Source organism: Mesorhizobium huakuii, assembly GCF_014189455.1.
GTDB lineage: Bacteria > Pseudomonadota > Alphaproteobacteria > Rhizobiales > Rhizobiaceae > Mesorhizobium > Mesorhizobium huakuii_A.
On the sequence record NZ_CP050296.1, the window covers coordinates 1,644,570 to 1,671,544 of the forward strand.

Here is a 26,975-nt window from a genome sequence, read left to right on the forward strand (position 1 = left end):
CGCCATGTTCGTCGTTTCGCTGAATTACAAGGTGCCTCTGACCGAGATCGACCGCTTGCAGGCGGCGCATATCGAATGGCTGAAGGCCTGCTATGCGGAGGGCGTCTTCATCGCCTCCGGGCCGAAGAAACCGCGGACCGGCGGCCTCATAATCGCGCAATGCCCGCGCGAGATCCTCGACGCCAGGCTGGCTGCCGACCCCTTCGCCAAGGCAGGCGCCGCGGACTACGAAGTCACCGAATTCCTGGCCAGAATGACCGCCACCGGTCTCGACGCTTTCAAGGAAGCATGAGCTTGGCCAAGGCCCTGCCCACCCACACCCCTTATGATGGCTCGTCGAAGCTGTTCAACATCGGGCTGAAGCCGCTCGACCCGGCAAACTGGATCGAGGTCGACGGCCATCTGCTGCCCTATCTGGCCGAGAAGCGTCGACTCTACGGCGAAATCCCGGAGCGGGTTTTCGTCGAGGAAGATGGCACGCGCGACGCCCAGCGGGAAGTGCTCGACTTGCTCGGCGCGTATCTTCCGGAGCGATTTCCGGACACCCATCACCGCACCGATGTGGGCATCGAGGTGGTGGGCGCCGCGAACCACCCTGCTTTGCCTCCGGGTCTTGCCGACGCGCCGCTGGTCGCGGCCTCGCTGCTGGTCCAGGAAGACCTGATCCTGATGCGTCGCGACGACAGCGGCTGGCGGCTGGCCGCCGGTTCGCTGTGCTTTCCCTCGTCCTGGTCGCTCACCGAAAAGTTCGGCAAGCCGCTGCAGCAGATCCACGAGCCCGTGCCGGGCTTCGGCCCGGGCACGCGTCCCGCCGAATTGATCAACCGCATGTTCGATGGCCTGCAGGGCCAGGCCGTCGAGCGCTTCAACTGGTCGATCCAGGCCGACAATGCGCTCTACCATCCGCTGTCCAATGTCGAGCGCATCGACCGAGCCACCAGCCGCCCGACACGCTTCCCCGACGGCGACGTCAGCGCGCACGCCTTCATCCGCGTCGAGCGTCAGACTTTGCGCAAGCTGCCGTCCTCACGCGACATCCTGTTCACCATCCGCATCCATCTCGACCCGCTCGCCGTGCTGGAGCGGCACCCTGACCGGGCGAAGCTCGCACTGTCCTTTGCTGCCCAACTCGAAGCGCTCGATCTCGACCAGCTCGACTACAAGGGCCTGACATCGGACCGCGACCGGCTGATCAAACGATTGAAGACAATGGCCGGCTGAAGCGCCTACAGGCTGCCCGCCAGGAAATCGACGAATGTCCTTGCCCTGACGCTGGCCTTGCGTCCGGCCGGAAACAGCGCCCACAGTTCAACAGGCGGCAGCGCCCAGTCGACCAGGATCGGCCGCACGGCGCCGCTGCGCAGTTCCGCGTCGAACATCCATTCGGAGCCGACCGTGAAACCGATGCCGGCAAGGACTGCCTCACGTATCCCTTCGGCGGAAGTCACGCGCAGCCGCCCTTGGCCGGCAAGCGAAACCTCTTCGGCGCCTCGCCGGAACGTCCAGCGATTGGAAGTGCCTGCTCGAACGAAAAGGATCGCCTCGTGCCGCGACAGCTCATCCGGCGCGACGGGTTCGCCCTCGCGTGCCAGGTAGGAGGGTGCAGCCACCACGAGACGACGGCAAGTGGCGATCTTGCGCCCGATATGAGCGGGGGCGAAGCTTTCACCCAGACGCAGCATGACATCCACCCCTTCCTCGACGAGGTCGACATTCCTGTCGTCCATCGCCACCTCGACGTCGAGCCTTGGGTGAGCGTCCAGGAAGGCTTTCAGCCTCGGCACGACATGCAGGCGGCCGAAGGTTACCGACGTACCGATGCGCAGCAACCCGGTAAGCGCCGCCGCGGTGCCACGCGCCGCGTTCTCGGCTTCGTCGGCCTCGTCGACCGCGCGCTTGGCGCCTTCATAGAAGCTGAGGCCGGCATCGGTCGGCGATAGACCTCGGGTGGTGCGCGACAGCAGGCGAACGCCGAGCCGTTCCTCAAGCTGCGCGATGGCCTTCGAAACGGCTGGCTGCCCGACGCGCAAATGCCGCGCGGCCGCCGAGAACGAGCCGGTTTCGATGACCCTTATAAAGGTGTTCATCGCCACGAGCCTGTCCATCTATTCCACCTCGGAATTAGTTATATGGCGATATTCACTCTACCTGACCCGTTTGGGAATAGCCAATTGGCGGATTGTCATATCCATCCAGCCATTCCATCCAGCCATTCGGAGAACCAAAATGGGCAAGCTCAACAACAAGGTCGCCATCGTCACCGGCGCCGCGCGCGGCATCGGTGCGGGCATCGCCAAGCGGCTGGCGGCGGAAGGCGCCGCCGTCGTCGTCAACTACGCCACCAGCCACGAGGCCGCCGAACGCACGGTGAAGGAGATCGTCGCCAGCGGCGGCAAGGCGACCGCGGTTCAGGGCGACGTGGCCGAGGCCGCCGATGTCGAAAAGATGTTCGAGGCGGCAAGGATCGCATTCGGCAAGCCAAGCATTCTGGTCAACAACGCTGCCACGGCAGTCTTCGGCACCTTCGAGGAAGCGAGCGAGGCGGACTATCGCCGGTTGTTCGACACCAACGTGCTGGGCACCATCCTGACCACCAAGGCGGCGATGCGGCACTTTCCCGAGAGCGGCGGCAGCATCGTCAACATCGGCACGATCTCGAGCTGGAACCCGGTGCCAAACACCAGCCTCTATTCCGCCAGCAAGGCAGCGATCGACACTCTGACGCTTAGCTTGTCGAGAGAACTCGGAGCCCGCAACATCCGTGTCAACATCGTGGCGCCTGGCTATACCCATACCGAAATGACCGAGGGCATGGTTGGCACCGATTTCGGCAATATGCTGATCGCCGGCGTCCCGCTTGGCCAGCGCTTCGGCAAGCCGGATGACATCGCCCCGACAGTGGCCTTCCTCGCCTCGGACGAGGCGGCGTGGCTGACCGGCGAACGCATCAACGCGTCCGGCGGCGCCCGCTGATACGACGCCGGCTCAACATCAGCCATCGGGCAGGCCGCGGCCTCCCGGTGGCATCAACTAGCGCCTCCGACGGAGGGCAGCCCAAGCGTTTTCGCTGCTTTTCCCTTTATTGTGACAATGATCTATGGTTTGTCGCGCGGCGGCCAGGCTGCCGTAGTGAAGCGTTGTCTGAAGGAGTGCTCGATAAAATGGCGAATGAAAACTGGCCTGTTTACGGTGAGATCACCGGCCCCGTGGTGATGATCGGCTTCGGCTCGATCGGACGGGGAACGCTGCCGCTCATCGAACGCCATTTCAAGTTCGACAAGTCGCGCATGACGGTCCTCGACCCACGCGACACCGACCGCAAGCTGCTCGACGAGCGCGGCATCGCCTTCGTCCAGGAAGCGGTGACCGAGAAGAACTACAAGAAGCTTCTGACGCCGCTTTTGACCAATGGCGGCGGCCAGGGCTTTTGCGTCAACCTGTCGGTCGATACCGGCTCGGTGGACCTGATGCGGCTCTGCCGCAAGCTCGGCGTGCTCTATATCGACACCGTCGTCGAGCCGTGGCTCGGCTTCTATTTCGACGCCAAGGCCGACAATGCCAGCCGCACCAACTATGCGCTGCGCGAGGCGATGATCAAGGAGAAGCACGACAAACCGGGCGGCGCCACCGCCGTCTCCACCTGCGGCGCCAATCCCGGCATGGTCTCATGGTTCGTCAAGCAGGCGCTGGTCAACCTCGCCACCGATCTCGGCCTCGAGTTCTCGGAGCCCGCGCAGGAGGACCGCGAGGGCTGGGCGAAGCTGATGAAGAAGGCCGGCGTCAAGGGCATCCATATCGCCGAGCGCGACACCCAGCGCACCAAGAAGCCGAAGCCGATGGATGTGTTCTGGAACACCTGGTCAGTCGAGGGCTTCATCTCCGAGGGCCTGCAGCCGGCCGAACTCGGCTGGGGCACGCATGAGAAGTGGATGCCGAAGAACGCCAAGAAGCACAAGCACGGCTCCAAGGCCGCGATCTATCTGGAACAGCCCGGCGCCAACACGCGCGTGCGCTCGTGGTGCCCGACGCCGGGCCCGCAATACGGCCTGCTGGTGACGCATAATGAGGCGATCTCGATCGCCGATTTCTTCACCGTGCGCTCCAAGAAGGGCAAGGTGCAATACCGCCCCACCTGCCACTATGCCTACCATCCCTGCAACGACGCGATGCTGTCGCTGGACGAGATGTTCGGCGCTGCCGGCAAGCCTCAGCCGGTGCACCACGTGCTCGACGAAAATGAACTCGTCGACGGCGTCGACGAGCTTGGCGTCCTGCTCTACGGCCACGACAAGAATGCCTATTGGTACGGCTCGCACCTCTCGCTCGCCGAGGCGCGCAAGCTGGCGCCCTATCAGAACGCCACCGGTATGCAGGTCACCTCGGCGGTTCTGGCCGGCATGGTCTGGGCTCTGGAAAACCCGGATGCCGGCATCGTCGAGGCCGACGAGATGGACTACAAGCGCTGCCTGGAAGTGCAGTCGCCCTATCTCGGACCGGTCGAAGGCCATTACACCGACTGGACGCCGCTCGACAGGCGCCCGGGGCTCTTCCCGGAGGACCTCGACCGCAGCGACCCGTGGCAATTCCGCAACATCCTCGTCCGATAGCACCCTGCGCACCATGCGCCATTGCCTTGCAATCGCCCGGAAATCGGGCGATTGAAGAGATGCGGCCTGGGGCAGCGCGCGTCTTGCGGGACGTCCGCCCGTTCCAGCACTTTGGACGTTCGCCTCGTGCCTGCCAAAATCGAAACCGATTTTTGGGCCGATGCGTTTGGAGAGGATTTCAGATGACTATTGCGCGCAAAGTTCTTTCGATGGGCGTGGCGGGTTCCTTTGCCATGATGCTCGCTGCCTGCACGACCAGCGGTCCTGACCAGCCGCCGATGGCAGCCGCGCCGAAAGGCGTCGAGGGCTCGTGGATCGATGCCAAGGGCACCGGCCTGTCGACCTTCACCGGTGGAAAGTTCACGACCGTCGCCACCGACACCGGCCAGAAGCTTGCCGACGGCAGCTACACGATGACCGGCGCCACATCGGTCGAGATCAACGGGACGTCGCTGATCCGCCAGACACCGGTCAGCTTCAACTGCCTGCTGATCTCCACCAGCCAGCTGAACTGCACCAGTTCGTCCGGCCAGAACTTCGTCCTCACGCGACGCGCCTGAACCGGCGAACATCGGACTCATTTGGGGACGGCGGCCACAGGCCGCCGTTCTTTTTGCGCCGGCAAATCCCCGGTTGTTCACCTGAAAATACCCCCGGTTTTGCCCTTGCAAACACAGCTGGCATTTCCGCTTGCGTCAGCCGGAACGCGATGGGAACATGGTCAAAACGCTGGCTGTTATATCCCAGTCAAGCACGGGCATTAAACGCCTCTGATCAGCCTACCGGGAGACGAAGATGAAGAAGCTTGCCGCTATTGCCGCCCTGTCCGTATCGACGCTTGGCCTGTCGGCCGGCGCATCCTTTGCCGACTACACATTGAACATTTTGCATTTCAACGATTGGCACAGCCGCATCGAGGGCAACAACAAATACGAGTCGACCTGTTCGGCCGACGAGGAGACCAAGGGCGAATGCATCGGTGGCGCCGGCCGATTGATCGCGGCGATCGCCCAGGAACGCAAGAAGCTCGAAGGGCAGAACGTGCTGCTGCTCAATGCGGGCGACAGCTTCCAGGGCTCGCTGTTCTACACCACCTACAAGGGCACCGTGGAAGAGGAATTCCTCAATCAGATGAAACCCGACGCGGTGACGCTCGGCAACCACGAGTTCGACGACGGCGAGAGCGCGCTGGTGCCTTACCTCGACAAGGCGAAGTTCCCGATCGTCAGTGCCAATGTCGTGCCCAACGACAAGTCCGGCGCAGCCGGCAAGATCAAGCCGTCGATCGTCGTGGAAGTCGGCGGACAGAAGATCGGCATTGTCGGCGCCGTCACCAACGACACGCCCGAACTCGCTTCACCCGGCCCCAACATCGCCATCGCCGACGACGTCAAGTCGATCACCGCGGAAGTCGAGAAGCTCAAGGCGCAAGGCGTCAACAAGATCATCGCGGTGACCCATATCGGCTATAACAGGGAGCGCGACATCATCGCCAAGATCTCGGGCATCGACGTCGTCGTCGGCGGCCACAGCCATACGCTCCTGTCGAACACCGATCCGAAGGCGGCAGGCCCCTACCCGACGATGGTCGACAATCCCGGCGGCTACAAGGTGCCGGTGGTGCAGGCGGCCTCCTATTCGAAATATCTCGGCGAGTTCAAGGTGGTGTTCGACGACAATGGCGTCGTCAAATCGGCGAGCGGCGACCCGATCTTTCTCGACAAGTCGATCACGCCGGATCCTGCCGTGCTCGCCCGCATCAAGGAACTCGGCGCGCCGATCGAGGCTCTGAAGAACAAGGAAGTGGCCGAGACCACCGATGTCATCGACGGCAGCCGCGAGAATTGCCGCGCCAGGGAATGCGCGATGGGCAACCTCGTCTCCGACGCCATACTCGACCGCGTCAAGGGACAGGGCGTCGAGATCGTCATCTCCAATGGCGGCGGCCTGCGCGCCTCGATCGACAAGGGCACCGTCACCATGGGTGAGGTGCTGACCGTGCTGCCGTTCCAGAACACGCTGGCGACCTTCCAGATTTCCGGCAAGGACCTGGTCGCCGGTCTCGAGGGCGGTCTCAGCCAGATCGAGGACGGCGCCGGCCGCTTCCCGCAAGTCGCCGGCCTGAAATACGCCTTCGACAAGTCGGTCGCGCCCAATGCCGGCCGCGTCAAGTCGGTCGAGGTGATGGAGAACGGCGCCTGGGCGCCGATCAAGCCCGACAAGGACTATCTCGTCGCCACCAACAATTATGTCCGCCAGGGCGGCGACGGCTACAAGGTCTTCGCCGAAAAGGCCAAGAACGCTTACGACTACGGCCCCGGTCTCGAACAGGTCGTCGCCGACTATCTCGGCGCCCACCGGCCCTACACGCCGAAGCTCGACGGCCGCATCACCGAGATCGCCGCGACTGTCGCGGCGGCCCCCGCCGCCGAGCCCGCCAAACCGGCCGAACCGGCAAAGCCGGCCGAGACAGCGCCGGCAACCCCGACGCCCGCACCGGCCGAGGCAGCCAAACCGGCTGAACCGGCGAAGCCCGCTGAAGCAGCACCTGCACCAGCCGAACCCGCGAAGCCTGCTGAACCGGCAAAGCCCGCCGTGGCAGCACCTGCGCCGGCAGAACCCGCGAAGCCCGCAGAACCGGCAAAGCCCGCCGAAGCAGCACCTGCACCAGCCGAACCCGCGAAGCCCGCAGAACCGGCAAAGCCCGCTGAAACCGCACCCGCCACGGGCAGTCATGTCATCGTCACCGGCGATACCTATTGGGATCTGGCCAAGAAGGCCTATGGCGACGCGACCAAGTGGAAGCTGATCTATGAAGCCAACAAGGGTCAACGGCCGCATCGGCTTATGCCTGGCGCGACGCTGACCATCCCGGCGAAGTAAAGTCACTTCGTCTGTTTCGACATCAAGCCCGTCCGGGAAACCGGGCGGGCTTTGCATTTTCAAGCTAAGGTGCGGCCAGACGTTGCATTGAAAACCGGCGCGCCATCGCTAGTTTCACGCCGTGTCCGGAGAACCCTTATGACGCTTTCCACCCCTGTCGATCCCAAAGCCGCGAAGGCCCTCGGCCCACAGCCGGCCGGGCATCCGCCGGTCAAGACCGGCAAGGTCGGCGTCATGCTGGTCAATCTCGGTACGCCTGACGGCACCGACTTCAAGCCGATGTGGCGGTATCTCAGGGAATTCCTGTCCGATCCGCGCGTCATCGAGCTCAACAGGGCGATCTGGTATCCGATCCTCTACGGTCTCGTGCTCACCACGCGGCCGAAGAAGTCGGGCGCCAACTATGCCCGGATCTGGAACCGGGAGAAGAACGAGTCGCCGCTGCGTACCTACACCCGAGCCCAGAGCGAAAAGCTGGCCGAGGCGTTGCGCGACCTGCCCGATGTCGTCGTCGACTGGGCGATGCGCTACGGCAATCCTTCGACCGCGAGCGTCGCCGAAAGACTGGTCGCGCAAGGCTGCGACCGCGTTCTTTCGTTCCCTCTCTATCCCCAATATTCGGCGACCACCACGGCAACCGCCAACGACCAGCTGTTTCGCGCCTTGATGAAGATGCGGGCAGCCCCCGCCATCCGCAGCGTGCCGCCTTACTATGACGAGCCCGTCTATATCGAGGCGCTGGCGCGTTCGATCGAGCAGAACCTCGCGACGCTGGATTTCGAGCCAGAAGTTGTCATCGCCTCCTACCACGGTATCCCAAAACCCTACTTCGAAAAGGGTGACCCCTACCATTGCCACTGCCTCAAGACGACGCGGCTGTTGCGCGACAGGCTCGGCTGGGACGAGAAAAAGCTGATCACCACCTTCCAGTCGCGCTTCGGCGCGCAGGAATGGCTGCAGCCTTACACCGACCAGACCGTCGAAAAACTGGGCAAGGACGGGGTGAAATCGATCGCCATCGTCAATCCCGGCTTTTCCGTCGACTGCATCGAGACGCTGGACGAGATTGGCCGCGAAGCGGCCGAGACTTTTCATCACGCCGGCGGCAAGAATTTCGCCCACATCCCATGCCTCAACGACAGCGCCGAGGGCATGGCGGTGATCGAGGCGATGGTGCGGCGCGAACTGTTAGGTTGGGTCTGACACCGGAACAACGGCCACTCCGGGGCGTTGAGGCGCACCTTCCGGAGAACTTGATGCCCCGCAAACTCGACCTCAGAACTGGCCGGCCCGTCTGGTCCGCCTATCGCGCCCCTGCCGTGCCGACGGATAGCCTGACCCGGGACGTCAAGACCGACGTGCTGATCATCGGCATGGGCATCAGCGGCGCCATGATGGCAGAGGCGCTGACAGCGGACGGTCATGCCGTGATCTGCATCGACCGGCGCGGGCCGCTGAAAGGCTCGACCGCCGCGACCACGGCGCTGGTGCAATTCGAAATCGACCAGCCGCTTTCAACGCTCTCAAAGATGATCGGCAAGACCAAGGCACAGCAGGCCTGGCGACGCTCACGGCTCGCCGTTTCCAACCTGGCTGGCCGGATCGAGGATCTCGCAATCGACTGTCGCCTGCGCCGCACCCAGTCGCTATATCTGGCCGGCACGGTGCTTGGCCCGTCGGAACTGCGCGATGAAGCCGAAGCGCGGCGGCAGGCAGGCATTGCCGCCACCTATCTGACGCCGCAGCCGCTAGCGGAGACATTCGGCATCGACCGCGGCGGCGCCATCCTCAGCCACGGCAACATCGCGCTCGACCCGCGCAAGCTGACTGCCGGGTTGCTGTTGAAGGCGCTGGAGCGCAAGGCACGTTTCTACACGCCCGTCGAAGCGACGGCGATCACGGACAGCACCGACGAGGTGACCGTGGCCACGAAAGACGGCCCCACCATCACAGCACGGCATGTTGTCCTGGCCACCGGCTACGAACTGGTCGACATCGTGCCGGCCACCGCCCACCGGATCATCTCGACCTGGGCGATCGCGACACGCCCGCAACCGCGAAAACTCTGGCCGGGTGCTGCGTTTATCTGGGAGGCGTCGGATCCCTATCTCTATATCAGGGCGACGGCCGACGGCAGGGTGATCTGCGGCGGTGAGGACGAGGATTTTGTCGACGAGACGCGGCGCGACGAACTGATCCCCGACAAGAGTGCCCGTATTGCCGAAAAACTCGGCCGATTATTCCCGCATCTCGACGTCAAGCCTGAGTTCGCCTGGACCGGTTCCTTCGGCACCACGTCCACCGGACTGCCCTATATCGGCGCCATTCCCAGGCACCCGCGCATTCATGCAGTCATGGGTTACGGTGGCAATGGCATCACCTTCTCGCGTGTCGCTTCCGAAATTATTTCGGCCTCGATAAAAGGACTCGCCGACGCGGATGCAGAGATCTTCACTTTCAACCGCTGAGTGCAGACCCAGAAACAATCCATCATCACCTGATTGTAACGCATCTGAAACACACTTAAGTCTTTGGTGAAGTCGGCTGCGCGGGAATGGCTCTCGCGGCCTGCTTCTGAGGGAGAGCCAAATGGATTTCAGTGGTTTCGATATTGCGGTCATTGTTCTTGTCGCGCTTGTCGTACTGGTGCTTTTCAAAGGCATCAAGACAGTTCCGCAAGGCTACAACTATACGGTCGAACGCTTTGGTCGTTACACCAGGACACTGAGCCCCGGTCTCAACATCATTACGCCCTTCGTCGACCGCATCGGCGCCAAGATGAACATGATGGAACAGGTGCTCGACGTTCCGAGCCAGGAGATCATCACCCGCGACAACGCCATCGTCGGTGTCGACGGCATCGCCTTCTACCAGATCCTCAATGCGGCACAGGCCGCCTATCAGGTTGCCGGCCTGCAGAACGCCATCCTCAACCTGACGATGACCAACATCCGTACCGTGATGGGTTCGATGGACCTCGATGAGCTGTTGTCCAACCGCGACGCCATCAATGAGCGTCTGCTGCGCGTCGTCGACGAGGCGGCGCATCCGTGGGGCATCAAGATCACCCGCGTCGAGATCAAGGACATCAACCCGCCGGCCAACCTCATCGAATCGATGGGCCGCCAGATGACCGCCGAGCGCAACAAGCGTGCGCAGATCCTGGCCGCCGAAGGCCTCAAGCAGTCGCAGATCCTCGAAGCCGAGGGCCGCAAGGAAGCCGCCTTCCGCGACGCCGAGGCACGCGAACGCTCCGCTGAAGCCGAAGCCCGCGCGACCCAGGTGGTGTCGGAAGCGATTTCCAAGGGCGACGTGCAGGCGCTGAACTACTTCGTCGCGCTGAAATACACCGAAGCGCTTGGCAGGATCGGCACCGCCACCAACAGCAAGATCGTGCTGATGCCCTTCGAGGCGTCGTCGCTGATTGGCTCGCTCGGCGGAATTGGCGAGATCGCCAAGGAAGTCTTCCGCAGCGAAGGCACGACCGGTTCGCAGAGGCAGGCCGCCCGCCCGCCAGTCGTGCGTCCGACCGATAATTGAAGTCTCCAACAGATGAGAACACCATGATCGATCGTGTCATTTCCGAACTCGGCCCGTGGAGCTGGATGGTTCTGGGCTTCGTCCTGCTGGTGATGGAAATCATCGCGCCCGGCATCTTCATGCTGTGGATCGGCATCGCCGCGCTCATCATCGGCGCGGTGTCACTGCTGATCTGGGATGCGGCTATCTGGACCTGGCAGATCCAGGTCCTCGCCTTCCTGGCGCTGTCGCTGGTCTCGGCCTATGTCGGCAAGAGATTGGTCGGCGGACGCCATGATCCGACGGACCAGCCACTGCTCAACCGGCGCGGCGCCCAGATGGTCGGCCGCATGGCGACACTTGCCGAACCAATCAAGGACGGTCGCGGCCGCATCAAGCTCGGCGACACGCTGTGGCGCGTCTCCGGCCCGGACCTGCCGGCCGGCACGCAGGTGCGTGTGACGAGCGCCGCGGATACGGACCTGGAACTGACGGTGGAACGGGTCTGAATTTTCACAGCACACACTGCACGGCGGCGAGGTGTATTGAGATTCAGGTCAGGCCGAGCCGAAAGCGATGGGGTCGCCCTTGCGACGAGCGGAGCGTACTTAAGTACGTGAGCACAGTTCTATTGCGACGCAATAGAACGGGGAGGCGCAGAAAGCCGCCGTTCGCAGGCCGGCCTCACCTGAATATCAATGCACCTCAGGCTGCGCCGATGCGCAGCAGGTCATGGAAATGCACCACGCCGAGCGGCACATTGTTCCTGGTCACCACCAGCGCGCCGATATTGTGCTCGTTGAGCAGCGCGATCGCCGTGCCGGCAAGCGTCTGCGGGTCAACCGTCTTGGGCGTGCGGGTCATCACCTCGTCGACGATGACGTCGGCCAGGTGGCGGTGCAGGTTGCGCGCGACATCGCCGTCAGTGATGATCCCGGCCAATTCGCCATTGGTGTCGACGATCAGCACGCAGCCGACCTTCTTCTGTGACAGCGTCATCACCGCCTCCGGCATCTTGGTGCCAAGAAGTGCCAGCGGAATCTGGTCGCCGACCCGCATGATCTCGGAGACCAGCGTCAAATTGGCGCCGAGCTGGCCGCCGGGATGGAAGGTGCGGAAATGGTCCGGCGTGAAGCCGCGCGCCTCGAGCAGCGCGATCGCCAGCGCATCGCCGATGACCAGTTGCAGTAATGTCGATGTCGTCGGCGCCAGGCCGTGCGGGCAGGCCTCCGGGGTGCGCGGCAAAAGCAGCACGACGTCGGCCGCACGCGCCAGCGCCGATGTCTCCCCAGCGGTTATGGCGATAAGCGGAATGGAGAAGCGCCTGGAATAGGCGATGATGCCCTTGAGCTCGAGGCTTTCGCCCGACCACGACATGGCGATGATGGCATCGTCCTTGGCGATCATGCCGAGATCGCCATGGTTGGCCTCAACGGGATGAACGAAGAAAGCCGGTGTGCCGGTCGAAGCCAGCGTCGCCGCGATCTTCGAGCCGATATGGCCGCTTTTGCCGACGCCGGTGACGATCAGCCGGCCTTCGATCTTCGAGATCATATCGACGGCCTGCGCGAAAGGCGCGGCCAGTCCGTTCTCGAGCGCTTCGGCCAGGGCGGCGATTCCGGCCTGCTCGGTTGCCACCGTTCTCAGTGCCGAATCAATCGACGCTTGCCTGTCCAGGGGCTTCTTATCGAGGGATTTCGCGTGCATGGGTGATGCGATTAGCGCTTTGCCGCCCGCCTGTCCAACAGAAATGGCACTGATGCCCGGACGGTGAAGGCCCCGGGCAGGCCACACGATCCCGCAAACAGCAGCTCTTTAACCGGGCGAACGATCGCCGCCTCAACCCTCCGTTAACCATCCCCATTTACGGTTCGGTAAGTATGGCGCGCACAGCGCCGCGCAAGCAGTGGTGGCGATGTCCGGGGCCCAGCCAGAAAAATCAAGAGGACGACAGGGCAAGGCAGTATGCGCCTTGCTGCTGGCGACCAGCATCTTTGCGCTGGCGCGCCCGATGCCGCTCCATGCCCAGGAAACGGAGCTGCGCGGCGAGGTTTCCGAATCGGCGATCCTGTCCGACCAGCAGCGCAAGGCAAGGCAGCTCGCCCTTGCCGCCCAGGGCCAGCAACTGCCGACAAACAGCGCGCAGGACGATACGCCGGCGCGCACCTATTTGCCGGCCAGCGCCGGCGCCGTCCCCGACGACACGGGCACCGATGCCGCCACCGGCAGCGTTTTCGATCCACCGCAGGCGACCGACGACACCTCCACCGACACTCCGACGCCGCCCAAGCCTCGCCGCCGCCCATCGATCGCCGGGCAGAACGCGACGGATCAGGACAAGACCAAAGCGGGCACCAAGACGGCCGACAAATCGAAAAAGAAGAAAAAAACGACGGCTGCAACCACCGACACCACCGCTTCAACGACGGCCTCCACGACGGACGCTGCCAGTACGACCGGCACCGATGAGGAGACGGCCAACCGCCGTGCCCTCACCGTCGACAGCGCCGACAGGCAGAAGCTCGATCCCGGCACCGAGCGCACCGCTGCCATTGAAGGCCAGAACAAGAAAGCCGAAGAGGATCCGTTCGCGCCCACCGGCGTCAAATGGGGCTCCTTCATCATCCGGCCGTCGATCGAACAAGGCCTGACCGCCACCACGAACGGCGATTCGAGCAGTGCCGGGACATCGGCGCTGCTGTCGGAGACAGCGCTTCGCTTTACCGCCGTTTCCGACTGGCGCGAAAACTCGGCCACCATCGACGGCTATGGCCTGTTCCGCGAAACCCTGTCGGGCTACCGGGTTCACAATGCGCAGGGCCGCATCGAAGGCCAGCTCAATGTCGACCTCGACAACGAGCTGCGCGCCATCGCCATGCTCGGCTATGAAGCCGTACCGGAGACGGCGTCATCACCCAATGCCATTGCCGGCGTCAGCACGCAGCCGCTGCGGCAGACGATCGACGGCAGCCTCGGCGTCGAAAAGCACATCGGCAAGATGCAGTACACGCTGACCGGCGCGGTCTCGCACGACTTCTATGGCGACGCCGAGCTTTCGGACGGCACCACGCTGTCGCAGAAGGATCAGGACAACACACTTTACACAGCGACATTGCGCACCGGCTACGAAATCTCCCCGGCCCTCACCCCGTTCACCGAAATCGAGGTCGGCCGCCGGGCCTATGATCAGCGCATCGACAATGAAGGCTTCGAGCGCTCCTCGACGCGGCTCGGCGCTCGCGCCGGCGTGCAACTCGACATGGGCGAGAAACTGTCGGGTGAATTCTCGGCCGGCTGGCTGCGGGAAGCGATCGATGACAAGAGCCTGGAGGCGATTTCAGGCGCCACCGTCAACGCCGACCTCAAATGGTCGCCGGAGCGCGGCACCACGATCGGCCTGACCGGCAAGACCACCGTCGAGACCACGACCACATCAGGGGAAAGCGGCGACATCCTCTATTCCGGCCGCCTGACCGGTGAACGCCAGATCCGCGCCAATCTTACCGCAAATGCGGCGCTCGGCCTCGACTGGCGCCACTATGTCGGCATCGATGGCCATGACAGGATCTTGAGCGCCGAGACCGGGCTGACCTGGTGGCTGAACCGCTATGCCGGCCTCACCACAAGGGTGAGAACCGAGAAGCTGACCAGCAATCTGCCCGGCCGCGACTACACCGCCAACAGCATCTATCTCGGCCTGAAAGTGCAGCGCTGAGGTGCTTGCGCACCAACACCAAGGATATGTTGAGATTCAGGTCAGGCCGCGCCGAGAATGGTGGGTTCCGAGAACCGGAGCGGAGCGTACTTAAAGTACGTGAGCACCGGAAGCGCAGGAAGCCGGCATTCGCAGGCCGGCCTCACCTGAATATCGGCATATCCTAAAAAAGCCGCGCCGCGGCGCTGTGACGGCTTCATCTCGTCGAGAAGCGTTCGGATGACACCGGCCATGTTCTCGTTCATGTCGCTGCGCCACAGCGCGAAAGCGACATTGGCCTCGACGAAGCCTTCGGGCGAACCGCAGTCGAAGGTGCGGCCCTGATAGTGGTAGCCGTAAAAAGCCTGCTGCTTTTCCAGCTTCAGCATCGCGTCGGTGAGCTGGATCTCATTGCCGGCGCCCTTTTCCTGGCCTTCGAGTATCTTGAAGATCTCGGGCTGCAGGATGTAGCGGCCGTTGATGTAGAGGTTGGAGGGCGCCGTGCCGGTCTTCGGCTTCTCCACCATCTCGGTGATGCGGAAGCCGTGATGCGTGTCCTCGCCGCGGCCGACAATGCCGTATTTGTGAGCCTCCGCCGGGTCGCATTCCTGCACGGCAATGATGTTGTTGCCGGTTTCCTCGTAGAGCTCGACCATCGACTTCATGCAGCTCTTTTCCGACTGCATGATCATGTCGGGCAGCAGAAGCGCGAACGGCTCGTCGCCGACCAGTTCGCGCGCGCACCAGACGGCATGGCCGAGCCCCATCGGCACCTGCTGGCGGGTGAAGCTGGTCTGGCCCGGCGCCGGCTGCAGCCGCTGCAGCCGGGCAAGCTGCTCGTCCTTGCCGCGCTGGGCCAGCGTGTCGTAGAGCTCGAACTGGATATCGAAATGATCCTCGATGACCGCCTTGTTGCGGCCGGTCACGAAGATGAAATGCTCGATACCGGCCTCGCGCGCCTCATCCACCACATACTGGATGACCGGCCGGTCGACGACGGTCAGCATCTCCTTGGGAACAGCCTTGGTGGCCGGGAGGAACCGCGTGCCGAGACCGGCGACCGGGAAAACTGCTTTGCGAACTCTCTTCATACTTTCAATTATCCGTTTGCTGGCCGGCTCCGCAATCCCCGTCTCGCGACATTTTCACGCCGGAATTGAAGATTACTGGGGCGGGCGAGGGAAACTTCCACCGGTTAAAGCATCGAGGGTGTCTTTTCGTTCCAGGCGACACCTATGGTAAACTAATTCCTAACCCGGTTCGGCGATGAATGGTCTTTCCTGAGACAGAGAAGGAGGAAAACATGTCCGTTCGCAATGCCGCAAAACGTTTCACCAGCGTCATGACGGCCGCCAGCCTCTCGCTCGCTCTGCTGATGCCCGCCGGACCCGCCTTCGCCGACGCCGGTTTCCGGCAATGGGTCGCCGGCTTCCGCGCCACTGCCATCGCGGGCGGCGTTTCCGGCGCTGTCTACGACCAGGCTTTCAGGGACATCAAGGAGCCCGATCCGGTGGTGCTGGAAAAGGCGCGCACGCAGCCCGAATTCACCGCCCCCGCCTGGGATTATTTCGACAACCGCGTCCATGACCAGTCGGTCGCCGTCGGGCAGCAGATGGCGAAGAAGTGGAAGCCCTGGCTGGACAGGATCGAGGCGCGGTTCGGCGTCGACCGCTATATCCTGCTCGCCATCTGGTCGATGGAATCGAACTATGGCGAGATCCTCAAGCGCGACGACATCATGCGCAACGTCATCCGTTCGCTGGCCACTTTGGGCTATGGCGACCCGAAGCGGTCCAAATATGCCCGCACCCAGCTGGTCGCGGCCCTGAAGATCCTGCAGACCGGCGACATCGATGAAAGCCACCTGATGGGCTCCTGGGCCGGCGCCATGGGCCAGACCCAGTTCATCCCCACCAGCTACCAGCACTATGCCGTCGACATGGATGGGAATGGCAAGCGCGACATCTGGAATTCCATTCCCGACGCGCTGGCGACATCAGCCAATCTGTTGAAGAAGAACGGCTGGCAGGCCGGCAAGACCTGGGGTTACGAGGTCACGCTGCCGGCCGGCAAACTGCCCGCCGGATCGAAGACGCTGGCGCAGTGGCAGGCGCTCGGCGTCGTCAGGGCCAGCGGCAAGCCGTTCAAGACCCTCACCGACAAGGCGACGCTGAAAGTGCCGGACGGCCGTGGCGGGCCAGCTTTCCTGATGGTCAGGAATTTCTCGGTCATCAAGGCCTACAACAATGCCGACAAATATGCCCTGGCCGTTGGCCTTCTCGCCGACGAGATCGCCGGTGGCAACGGTCTGGTTCAGGACTGGCAGCGGCCTTTCACCAAGCTCTCCTTCGAGGAAAGGCAGGAGCTGCAGAAGCGGCTTTCACAGCATGGGCTTTATGACGGCAAGTTCGACGGCAAGATCGGTGACGGCACGAAGACGGCCATCATGACCTATCAGGCGAAGGTCGGCTTGACCCAGGACGGCTATCCGAGCATGGAAGTGCTCAAATGGCTCAGACAAAAATAGAGCCTGTTATGGACTAGGGAGGAATGTTTGGTCTGGGCTAGGCGCATTGGGACGTTCGTTCGTCGCATGCCGGTGCTTGTCCTGGCCATCGCCGTGCTCGCTATTGCCGTAGCGGGCACATTCCATGTGCCGGCCATGGCGCAGGAGCAGCCGCAGCAAAATCGTGGCTGGTCGTTACGCGATCTTCTATTCCCGCGCCGCAGCGAACGCGTCGAGCCGCCGCTCGACATTCAGAAGGCAAAGCCGAAGCCTCGCAAACCCCGGGTGCCACGTGCGCCGGTCGAACCACAAGTGCCGATAGTTGAGAAGGCGCCGGACGCCCGTACTGTCCTGGTGGTCGGCGACTTCATGGCATCCGGTCTCGCCGAAGGCCTGGACACCGCCTTTGCCGACAACCCGGCCGTCAGGATCGTCGTCCGCTCCAATGGTTCATCCGGCTTTGTGCGCGATGATTTCTACAACTGGCCAGAACAGATCAAAACGCTGATCGAGACCGAGAAACCGGCCGCGGTGGTCGTCATGCTGGGCTCCAACGATCGCCAGCAGATGAAAGTGGGGGATGTGCGCGAGCAGCCCCGGTCGGAGAATTGGACCAAGGAATATGAGCGCCGCACCGACGGACTCGGCAAGGCCATCGCCACCGCCAAGGTGCCTTTCCTGTGGGTCGGCATGCCGGCATTCCGGGTGCCGAAGATGACGTCCGACATGCTGGCCTTCAACGACATCTACCACAAGGCCGCCGAAAGCCATGGCGGCGAATTCGTCGATGTCTGGGATGGCTTCGTCGACGAGAACGGCGCCTTCATCACCACCGGCCCCGACATGAACGGCCAGCCGGTGCGGCTGCGCGCCGATGACGGCATCAACGTCTCCAAGGCCGGCAAGCGCAAACTCGCCTTCTATACCGAAAAGCCGCTGATGAAGATCCTGGGTCTCGCCGCGCCCGGCAGCGTGGCCCCGGCCACAGCACCGGCGGGCGCGCCGGTCGAGGCACCGGCGCCGGCGGCCGCGCCCATTGTCATCGACCGTACCGTACCGATGCTGCTCAGCGATCCGGCACTCGACGGCGGCACCGAACTGCTCGGCGCCGCCCCGCCGGTAAAAGCCAATCCGGCTCTCCCTGGGGAAAAACTGGTGATCGAAGGCAAGGCGCCGGAGGCTTCACCCGGACGCGCCGACGATTTCTCCTGGCCACCGAAGACCGAGCCGCCGGCGACAGCCGCGCCGCCGACACGACGACGGCGATCACCCCTTAATCACGCAGAACTCTTGAGACCCTCTCGCAACTCAGCGCGGCAGGACGCTCGTCCCCATCAACGCCTCGTCGATCGACCGCGCCGCCTGGCGGCCTTCGCGGATCGCCCAGACAACCAGCGACTGCCCACGGCGCACATCGCCCGCCGCGTAGAGCCGGTCGACACTGGTCTTGTAGTCGCGGTCATTGGCCTCGACATTCCGGGAGCGGCGGCTGTCGGTGGTGATTTTCATCTCACCCTCAAGTTCCTTCGCCACGCCGGCTGCGGCCGGCCCGGCAAAGCCGATGGCGATGAAGGCGAGATCGGCGCGGATGACGAATTCGGTGCCGGCGATCGGCTTGCGCTTCTCGTCGACCTCGCAGCATTTGACGCCGGTCAGCTGGCCGTCTTCGCCGATGAATTCGAGCGTTGCCACCTGGAACTCGCGCTCGGCGCCCTCGGCCTGCGAGGACGAGGTGCGCATCTTGGTCGCCCAGTAGGGCCAGACGGCGAGCTTGTCTTCCTTTTCCGGCGGCTGCGGGCGGATGTCGAGCTGGGTGACGCGTACCGCGCCCTGGCGGAAAGCGGTGCCGACGCAGTCGGAGGCGGTATCGCCGCCGCCGACGACGACGACATGCTGCCCGCCGGCGATGATCGGGTGCGACGGCCACGCCACCGACTGGATCGGCTCGCCGCCGACGCGGCGGTTCTGCTGCACCAGATAGGGCATGGCGTCATGCACGCCGCCGAGATCGTCTCCCGGAATGTTGGCCGCGCGCGGCGTTTCCGAGCCGCCGCAATAGAGCACGGCATCATGTTCGGCGAGCAGTTCGGCGACGGGCTTGTCGACGCCGACATTGACGCCGCAATGGAAGGTCACGCCCTCGCCCTGCATCTGTTCGATGCGCCGGTCGATATAGTGCTTCTCGATCTTGAAGTCGGGAATGCCGTAGCGCATCAGCCCGCCCGGGCGGCTCTCGCGCTCGTAGATATGGACGTCATGGCCGGCGCGGCCGAGCTGCTGGGCAGCGGCCATGCCGGCCGGGCCGGAGCCGATGATGGCGACCCGCTTGCCGGTCTTCTTCTCCGGCGGATAGGGCCTGATATGGCCGGTCTCATAGGCCTTGTCGGCGATCGCCTGTTCGACCGTCTTGATGGCGACCGGAATGTCCTCGAGGTTCAGCGTGCAGGCTTCCTCGCAAGGTGCGGGGCAGATGCGGCCGGTGAACTCCGGGAAATTGTTGGTCGAATGCAGGTTGCGGATCGCGTTGTCCCAGTCCCTGTTATAGACGAGGTCGTTCCAGTCGGGGATCTGGTTGTGGATCGGGCAGCCTGTCGGCCCGTGACAGAACGGAATGCCGCAATCCATGCAGCGCGCGGCCTGTTTCTCGACCTCCTTGTCCGACATCGGCAGCGTGAACTCGCGGAAATGCCGGATGCGGTCGGAGGCCGGCTGGTACTTGTGCACCTGCCGGTCGATTTCGAGAAAGCCTGTTACCTTGCCCATAGTCCAGTTCCTGCTGTCCAGATGGTGCGGTTTTCGCCGCACCCGTTAACCTCTTGAGGCAGCCATGGCAAGCTTGCGCCCGAGGTCAAACTGTCGATGAAGGGGGCCGGGAAGCCCGGGCTCCCCGGCAATTCTCACAAGTCTATTCGGCCGCGACGCCCATGCGCATGCGTTCCATCTCGATCAGCGCACGGCGGTATTCGACCGGCATGATCTTGCGGAATTTCGGCCGGAAAATCGTCCAGTCGTCGAGGATCTCGCGGCCGCGCACCGAACCCGTATAGTGCACGTGGTTCGAGATCAGCTGGTAGAGCCGCTCCTCGTCATGGCTGGTCATGTCGCCCGACACGTCGACACGGCCCTTGTGGTCGAGGTCGCCGCCATGGTGCAGCAACCTTTCCATCAGATCGTCTTCTTCCGGAACCGGCTCCAGCTCGACCATGGCCATGTTGCAGCGCTCGGCGAAATCGCCCGCCTCGTCCAGCACATAGGCGACGCCGCCCGACATGCCGGCGGCGAAGTTGCGGCCGGTCTTGCCGATGACGACGACGACACCGCCGGTCATGTATTCGCAGCCATGGTCGCCGACACCTTCGACGACGGCCGCGACGCCCGAATTGCGCACCGCGAAGCGCTCGCCGGCGACACCGGCGAAATAGGCTTCGCCCTCGGTCGCGCCGTAAAGCACCGTATTGCCGACGATGATGGAGTCGGCCGCGACGATCCTGGCCTCTTCCGGCGGCCGAATGACGATGCGGCCACCCGAAAGACCCTTGCCGACATAGTCGTTGCCGGCGCCGACGAGCTCGAACGAGACGCCGCGCGCCAGGAAGGCGCCGAAGGACTGACCGGCGGTGCCGGTGAGCTTCACCTGGATGGTGTCCTCGCGCAGGCCCTTGTGCTTGAAGCGCTTGGCCACTTCACCCGACAGCATGGCGCCCGTCGAACGGTCGACGTTGCGGATGTCGACTTCGATCTTGACCGGCTGCTTGGCCTCCAGTGCGGGCTTGGCCAGTTCGATCAGCTTGCGGTCGAGCACATCATCGATCGGGTGCTTCTGCCGCTCGGTCCAGTGCACAGCTTCATGCGGCGCATCGGGCTTGTAGAACATCTTCGAGAAGTCGAGCCCGCGCGCCTTCCAGTGCTGGATCATCTCGCGCTTTTCCAGAAGGTCGGTATCGCCGATGATCTGGTCGATATGGGTGTAGCCCATCTCCGCCAGCAGTGCCCTCACCTCTTCCGCCACATAGAAGAAGAAGTTGATGACATGCTCAGGCGTGCCCTTAAAGCGCTTGCGCAGCACCGGGTCCTGGGTGGCGACACCAACCGGACAGGTGTTGAGGTGGCACTTGCGCATCATGATGCAGCCCGCCGCGATCAGCGGCGCGGTGGAGAAGCCGAACTCATCGGCGCCAAGCAGCGCGCCGATGATGACGTCACGCCCGGTGCGCAAGCCGCCATCGACCTGCAGTGCCACGCGTGAACGCAAGCCGTTCAGCACCAACGTCTGATGCGTCTCGGCCAGGCCCATTTCCCACGGACTGCCGGCATGCTTGAGCGATGTCAGCGGCGAGGCACCCGTGCCGCCATCGTAGCCCGAGATGGTGATGTGGTCGGCGCGCGCCTTGGCGACGCCGGCCGCGACCGTGCCGACACCGACTTCCGACACCAGCTTGACCGAGACGTCGGCCGCCGGATTGACGTTCTTCAGATCGTAGATCAGCTGCGCCAGATCCTCGATCGAGTAGATGTCGTGATGCGGCGGCGGCGAGATCAGGCCGACGCCGGGTGTCGAATGCCTGACCTTGGCGATGGTGGCGTCGACCTTGTGGCCAGGCAGCTGACCGCCTTCGCCGGGCTTGGCGCCCTGCGCGACCTTGATCTGCATGACATCGGAATTGACGAGATACTCCGCCGTCACACCGAAGCGGCCCGAGGCGACCTGCTTGATCGCCGAGCGCTCTGGGTTCTTGCTGCCGCCAGGCAGCGGCAGATAGCGGTCGGCTTCTTCGCCGCCCTCGCCGGTGTTCGACTTGCCGCCGATCTGGTTCATGGCGCGCGCCAGCGTGGTGTGCGCTTCCCTGGAGATCGAGCCGAACGACATCGCGCCGGTCGAGAAGCGCTTGACGATGTCGGCTGCCGACATGACGTCATCGAGCGCGACCTTCTTGCGCCCGGTCTCCTCCGCCAGCCTGATCTTGAACAGACCACGGATGGCCTGAGCGCGGGCCGTCTCGCTGTCGATCTGCGCGGAATATTCCTTGAATGTCTCCCACGAGCCCTGGCGCACGGCGTGCTGCAAGGTGGCGACCGCGTCGGGCGACCACATATGCGCCTCGCCGCGCATGCGGAACAGATATTCCCCGCCGACCTCCAGATTGTTGCGCAGCACCGGATCATTGCCGAAACCGTCCGTGTGGCGGCTGACGGTCTCGCCCGCGACTTCATCCAGCCCGACGCCTTCGATCAGCGTCGCGGTGCCGGTGAAATACTGCTGCACGAAATCGCTCTTCAGCCCGATCGCGTCGAAAATCTGCGCGCCGCAATAGGACTGGTAGGTCGAGATGCCCATCTTGGACATCACCTTGAGGATGCCCTTGCCGATCGACTTGATGTAGCGCGACACCACCTCATAGGCATCGACCTCTTCCGGCAACTCGCCGCGCTTGTGCATGTCGGTGAGCGTATCGAAGGCGAGATAGGGGTTGATCGCCTCGGCGCCATAGCCGGCGAGGCAGCAGAAATGATGCACTTCGCGCGGTTCGCCGGATTCGACGACGAGGCCGACCGAGGTGCGCAGCCCCTTGCGGATCAGATGGTGATGGACCGCCGCCGTCGCGAGCAGCGCCGGAATGGCGATGCGGTCCGGGCCGAGCTGGCGGTCGGACAGGATGATGATGTTGTAGCCGCCGGCGACCGCCGCCTCCGCCCGCTCGCAGAGCCGGTCGATGGCGCCCTGCATGCCGGCAGCGCCCTCATTCGAGCCATAGGTGATGTCGATGGTCTTGGTGTCGAAACGGTCCTCGGTGTGGCCGATGGAGCGGATCTTCTCCAGATCGCCATTGGTCAGGATCGGCTGGCGCACTTCGAGCCGCTTGCGGCGCGAATTGCCGACCAGGTCGAAGATGTTCGGCCGCGGCCCGATGAACGACACCAGGCTCATCACCAGTTCCTCGCGGATCGGGTCGATCGGCGGATTGGTGACCTGGGCGAAGTTCTGCTTGAAGTAGGTGTAAAGCAGCTTCGACTTGTCCGACATCGCCGAAATCGGCGTGTCGGTGCCCATCGATCCCACGGCTTCCTGGCCGGTGGTCGCCATCGGCGACATCAACAGCTTGGTGTCTTCCTGGGTATAGCCAAACGCCTGCTGGCGATCGAGCAGGCTGACATCCTTGCGCAGCGCGCGCGGTTCGACCGGCTTCAGATCTTCCAGAATGAGCTGCGTGTTGGCGAGCCAGGTCTTGTAGGGATGCTTGGTGGCGATCTCCGACTTGATCTCCTCGTCCGGCACGATGCGGCCCTTGGCAAGGTCGATCAGCAGCATGCGGCCAGGCTGCAGCCGCCACTTCTTGACGATCCTCTCTTCCGGCACCGGCAGCACGCCGGCTTCCGAAGCCATGATGACGCGGTCGTCGTCGGTGACGATGTAGCGTGCCGGGCGCAATCCGTTGCGGTCGAGCGTGGCGCCGATCTGGCGGCCATCGGTGAAGGCGACCGCAGCCGGTCCGTCCCATGGCTCCATCAGCGCGGCATGGTATTCGTAGAAGGCCTTGCGATCGGCATCCATGAGCTTGTTGCCGGCCCAGGCTTCCGGGATCAGCATCATCATGGCATGGCTGAGGCTGTAGCCGCCCTGGAACAGGAACTCGAGCGCATTGTCGAAGCAGGCCGTGTCCGACTGGCCGTCATAGGAGATCGGCCACAGCTTCGAGATGTTGTTGCCGAACAGTTCGGAATCGACCGAGGCCTGGCGCGCCGCCATCCAGTTGTTGTTGCCGCGCACCGTGTTGATCTCGCCATTGTGCGCGACCATGCGGTAGGGATGCGCCAGCTTCCACGACGGGAAGGTGTTGGTCGAAAAGCGCTGATGCACCAGGATCAGCGCGGTCTCGAAGCGCGGGTCCTTGAGGTCCTTGTAGTAGGCACCGACCTGATAGGCCAGGAACATGCCCTTGTAGACGATGGTGCGCGCCGACAGCGACACGCAATAGGCGCCGATATCCTTGTTGTCGTTCTCGGCATAGATACGGCCCGAGATGACCTTGCGCAGCAGATAGAGCCGGGCCTCGTATTCCTCGTCATCGGGAATGTCCGCCGTGCGGCCGATGAACACCTGGCGATGGAACGGCTCGGACGCGACGATGTCGGGCGCCTTCGACAGCGGCGAATTGTCGACGGGCACGTCGCGGAATCCGAGCAGCGGCAGCCCTTCGGACTGCGCCGATTCGGCGATGATGTCCTCGATATGGGCGCGCAGCGCCGCGTCCTGCGGCATGAACCAGTGTCCGACGCCGTATTGGCCCGCCGCCGGCAGTTCGATGCCTTGCGCTGCCATCTCCTCACGGAAGAACTGGTCGGGAAGCTGCACCAGCACGCCGGCGCCGTCGCCGACCAGCGGGTCGGCGCCGACGGCGCCGCGATGCGTCAGGTTTTCAAGCACGGCAAGGCCGTCCTTGACGATCTGATGCGACTTCACGCCCTTCATGTTGACGATGAAGCCGACGCCGCAGGCGTCATGTTCGTTACGCGGATCGTAGAGACCCCGAGGGGCAAAACCGGTTCGGCCAATATCGGTTCGGCCGATGTCGGTTCGGCCAATGGCGGTTCGGGACGTATTTTTGACGGCAGCCGCTTTCGTCTGCGCGGCCTGGCCGTTCGTCGCAGAGAGCGTCATGTCCGTCATTGTCCTGTCCTCCATTCCAGCCCTTCAGGCGCTGGCCATTCTTAGGTCGCTAATTTGCCTCGGCAAGCGCTTGGCTCACCCTGATCCTTGCGGCACGTCTTTTCGAAATCCTTGCCGAACCAGGCGGCTTTCCGCATGGTTCGCGTCTGGTATCGTACAGGCCAGAGTCTGGCCGTCCACCTGTCGCTCGCAGCAACAGCCGGAGAGGCCAATATGTTACGCCAATCCAGCCTGTTTTGTGCGACAAAATAAGACAGCACTACTGTCCTAAATTTTTATGGCAGAATTCCCCGACGCACACAAGACCGATTCACAAAAAACTTGGGCTTTCCGCGACAGAAAATTACGTGAAGTTGAGGGAAAACGTAAGCTTCAGTCGCCAACCCGTTAGCGCTGAGTTGATTGGCTTCAACGGTTTTCCGGCATCTGGCCCCTTGCGGTTGGGACGTGAAACCGGTCAACTCCCCACCGATTTCCCCCAACACAGGCAGATGCATGTTCTTCGCTTCCGACAATTGGGCAGGCGCCCATCCCAATATCGTTGCCGGCCTGTCGGCCGCGGCCGGCGGCTTTGCCACCGCCTATGGCGACAGCGCGCTCGACCAGGCGGTCTACCAGCGCTTCAGCGAGATTTTCGAGCGCGAGGTCGCGGTGTTCTTCGTGGCGACCGGCACCGCCGCCAACTCGCTGTCACTGACCACCTTCAACAAGCCCGGCGGCATCTCCTTTGCCCACCGAGAATCGCATGTCATCGAAGACGAGTGCGGCGCGCCGGAATATTTTTCCGGCGGCTCGCGCCTGCATGCCGTCGACGGCGCGCTCGGCAAGATCGACCCGCACAATCTGGAGCGGGCCATTGGCCGCTTCGCGCCCGAAATCGTCCACTGGGGACGGCCGATGGCGGTCTCGATCACCCAGTCGACCGAGGTTGGCACCATCTACGGCCTGAACGAGATCGAGACGATTTCGGCCATCGCCAAACAGCATTCCGTGCCGCTGCACATGGATGGCGCCCGCTTTGCCAATGCGCTGGCGGCGCTCGAAACGACACCGGCCGAAATGACCTGGAAACGTGGCGTCGACATCCTCTCCTTCGGCGGCACCAAGAATGGCTGCTGGTGCGCCGAGGCGATCGTGCTGTTCGACCTCGACCGCGCCAAGGAATTGGCCTTCCTGCGCAAGCGTGCCGCTCAGCTGTTTTCCAAGTCGCGCTTCGTCGCGGCGCAGTTCGAAGCCTATTTCAAGGACGGCCAATGGCTCGACACCGCGCGCCACGCCAACGCCATGGCCGCGCGCCTGGCGGCAGCAATCGAGGATTCGGCCCACGCGACACTGGCCTGGCTGCCGCAAGCCAACGAAGTGTTCGCGGTGATCAAGAAGACCGAGGCCGACAGGCTGCAGGCGGCGGGCGCTGCCTTCTACGACTGGCACAAGCCGCACGGCTTTGACGGCCATATCGGCGAGAACGAACTGCTCTACCGCTTCGTCACCAGCTTCGCGACGTCAGCCGAGGAAGTTGATCGCTTTGGCCAATTGATCGCCGGATAGTCAGCTTTCCGGACAACAAAAAAGCGGCGCCTTTCGGCGCCGCTTTCGTCTCGGGAGGAGACGCTTCTATTCCTGGGCTACATTACGCAGCGGTCTTGGCCTCAATCTGCTTGGCCTTGGCCGGAGCCGAGGTGATCGCGATCTTGCGCGGCTTCAACTCCTCGGGAATGTTGCGCTTGAGGTCGACGAAGAGCAGGCCATTCTTCAGCGCGGCACCGACGACTTCAACGTGATCGGCAAGCTGGAAGCGGCGCTCGAAGGCCCTGGAGGCAATGCCGCGATAGAGCAGCTCGGAGCCTTCGCCGGTGCCCTCGTCCTTGCGCTCACCCTTCACGGTCAGCACATTGCGGTGGGCTTCGATCGAGATTTCCTCGTCCGAGAAGCCGGCGACCGCCATCGAAATCCGGTAGGAATCCTCACCGGTGCGCTCGATATTGTAGGGCGGATAGGTCTGCGCGCCATCGGGCTGCGCCAGCGAATCCAGCATTGTGAAGAGACGGTCGAAGCCGACGGTCGAGCGATAGAGCGGGGAAAAATCAACGTGACGCATGA

The 26,975-nt window shown here is 63.4% G+C and carries 19 protein-coding genes and 1 pseudogene; 14 read left to right on the forward strand and 6 right to left on the reverse strand.

Going from position 1 to position 26,975, the window contains the following annotated elements:
• Positions 1-4: 4 nt before the first annotated feature.
• Positions 5-292, forward strand: a complete 288-nt coding sequence (locus HB778_RS08035) for a YciI family protein (RefSeq protein ID WP_183462860.1) — start codon at positions 5-7, stop codon at positions 290-292.
• Positions 289-1,221 carry a heme-dependent oxidative N-demethylase family protein gene (locus HB778_RS08040; RefSeq protein WP_183462862.1) on the forward strand — a complete coding sequence of 311 codons (933 nt, stop codon included), beginning with the start codon at positions 289-291 and terminating at the stop codon, positions 1,219-1,221. Before HB778_RS08035 ends, HB778_RS08040 begins: the two co-directional genes overlap by 4 nt.
• A gap of 5 nt (positions 1,222-1,226) precedes the next feature.
• On the opposite strand, the gene HB778_RS08045 is transcribed toward HB778_RS08040, so the two are convergent.
• Complete coding sequence (locus HB778_RS08045; RefSeq protein WP_183462864.1) at positions 1,227-2,105, reverse strand: LysR family transcriptional regulator; 879 nt, start codon at positions 2,103-2,105, stop codon at positions 1,227-1,229.
• A 121-nt stretch (positions 2,106-2,226) separates the two neighbouring features.
• Here HB778_RS08045 and HB778_RS08050 point away from each other — a divergent pair, with 121 nt between their 5' ends.
• The 8 genes from HB778_RS08050 to HB778_RS08085 all read left to right on the forward strand — a co-directional run bounded on the left by HB778_RS08050 (position 2,227) and on the right by HB778_RS08085 (position 11,518).
• A complete protein-coding gene (locus tag HB778_RS08050) occupies positions 2,227-2,973 on the forward strand; it encodes an SDR family NAD(P)-dependent oxidoreductase (RefSeq protein ID WP_183462866.1) in 747 nt (248 codons plus the stop codon).
• 188 nt (positions 2,974-3,161) lie between these two features.
• Positions 3,162-4,607: a homospermidine synthase gene (locus HB778_RS08055; RefSeq protein WP_183462868.1), complete on the forward strand. Its 1,446-nt coding sequence runs from the start codon at positions 3,162-3,164 to the stop codon at positions 4,605-4,607.
• A 182-nt stretch (positions 4,608-4,789) separates the two neighbouring features.
• Positions 4,790-5,167, forward strand: coding sequence for a hypothetical protein (locus HB778_RS08060; RefSeq protein WP_095199393.1), 378 nt, complete (start codon positions 4,790-4,792; stop codon positions 5,165-5,167).
• Between the two features lie 235 nt (positions 5,168-5,402).
• The gene (locus HB778_RS08065) at positions 5,403-7,490 is read left to right on the forward strand and encodes a bifunctional metallophosphatase/5'-nucleotidase (protein WP_183462870.1); all 2,088 of its coding nucleotides are present in this window, start codon (positions 5,403-5,405) and stop codon (positions 7,488-7,490) included.
• A gap of 138 nt (positions 7,491-7,628) precedes the next feature.
• The gene (gene hemH / locus HB778_RS08070) at positions 7,629-8,693 is read left to right on the forward strand and encodes a ferrochelatase (protein WP_183462871.1); all 1,065 of its coding nucleotides are present in this window, start codon (positions 7,629-7,631) and stop codon (positions 8,691-8,693) included.
• 53 nt (positions 8,694-8,746) lie between these two features.
• The gene (locus HB778_RS08075; RefSeq protein ID WP_183462873.1) at positions 8,747-9,958 is read left to right on the forward strand and encodes an NAD(P)/FAD-dependent oxidoreductase; all 1,212 of its coding nucleotides are present in this window, start codon (positions 8,747-8,749) and stop codon (positions 9,956-9,958) included.
• A gap of 121 nt (positions 9,959-10,079) precedes the next feature.
• A complete protein-coding gene (locus HB778_RS08080; protein ID WP_172224522.1) occupies positions 10,080-11,030 on the forward strand; it encodes an SPFH domain-containing protein in 951 nt (316 codons plus the stop codon).
• Between the two features lie 23 nt (positions 11,031-11,053).
• Entirely contained in the window at positions 11,054-11,518 is a 465-nt protein-coding gene (locus HB778_RS08085) for an NfeD family protein (protein ID WP_095199398.1), read from the forward strand.
• A gap of 196 nt (positions 11,519-11,714) precedes the next feature.
• Here HB778_RS08085 and HB778_RS08090 read toward each other — a convergent pair whose 3' ends face one another.
• Positions 11,715-12,716 carry a KpsF/GutQ family sugar-phosphate isomerase gene (locus HB778_RS08090; protein WP_183462875.1) on the reverse strand — a complete coding sequence of 334 codons (1,002 nt, stop codon included), beginning with the start codon at positions 12,714-12,716 and terminating at the stop codon, positions 11,715-11,717.
• Between the two features lie 208 nt (positions 12,717-12,924).
• On the opposite strand from HB778_RS08090, the gene HB778_RS08095 reads away from it, so the two are divergent.
• A complete protein-coding gene (locus HB778_RS08095) occupies positions 12,925-14,724 on the forward strand; it encodes an outer membrane beta-barrel protein (RefSeq protein ID WP_183462877.1) in 1,800 nt (599 codons plus the stop codon).
• A gap of 41 nt (positions 14,725-14,765) precedes the next feature.
• Here the strand turns inward: HB778_RS08095 and galU are convergent, their stop codons facing one another.
• A complete protein-coding gene (gene galU, locus HB778_RS08100) occupies positions 14,766-15,794 on the reverse strand; it encodes a UTP--glucose-1-phosphate uridylyltransferase GalU (protein ID WP_244661871.1) in 1,029 nt (342 codons plus the stop codon).
• Positions 15,795-16,006: 212 nt separating this feature from the next.
• Between galU and HB778_RS08105 the strand changes: the two genes are divergently transcribed.
• Together HB778_RS08105 and HB778_RS08110 are read left to right on the forward strand one after the other, a co-directional pair.
• Complete coding sequence (locus HB778_RS08105) at positions 16,007-17,230, forward strand: lytic murein transglycosylase (protein WP_183462879.1); 1,224 nt, start codon at positions 16,007-16,009, stop codon at positions 17,228-17,230.
• A gap of 27 nt (positions 17,231-17,257) precedes the next feature.
• Positions 17,258-18,486 (forward strand): annotated as a pseudogene (locus tag HB778_RS08110) (SGNH/GDSL hydrolase family protein).
• Positions 18,487-18,517: 31 nt separating this feature from the next.
• Here HB778_RS08110 and HB778_RS08115 read toward each other — a convergent pair.
• A complete protein-coding gene (locus tag HB778_RS08115) occupies positions 18,518-19,972 on the reverse strand; it encodes a glutamate synthase subunit beta (RefSeq protein WP_183462881.1) in 1,455 nt (484 codons plus the stop codon).
• A gap of 142 nt (positions 19,973-20,114) precedes the next feature.
• Positions 20,115-24,875: a glutamate synthase large subunit gene (gene gltB, locus HB778_RS08120; protein WP_183462883.1), complete on the reverse strand. Its 4,761-nt coding sequence runs from the start codon at positions 24,873-24,875 to the stop codon at positions 20,115-20,117.
• A gap of 495 nt (positions 24,876-25,370) precedes the next feature.
• Here gltB and HB778_RS08125 point away from each other — a divergent pair, with 495 nt between their 5' ends.
• Entirely contained in the window at positions 25,371-26,423 is a 1,053-nt protein-coding gene (locus tag HB778_RS08125; protein WP_183462885.1) for a threonine aldolase family protein, read from the forward strand.
• An 82-nt stretch (positions 26,424-26,505) separates the two neighbouring features.
• Here HB778_RS08125 and HB778_RS08130 read toward each other — a convergent pair whose 3' ends face one another.
• Positions 26,506-26,973 carry an Hsp20 family protein gene (locus HB778_RS08130; RefSeq protein WP_013893124.1) on the reverse strand — a complete coding sequence of 156 codons (468 nt, stop codon included), beginning with the start codon at positions 26,971-26,973 and terminating at the stop codon, positions 26,506-26,508.
• Positions 26,974-26,975 lie beyond the last annotated feature (2 nt).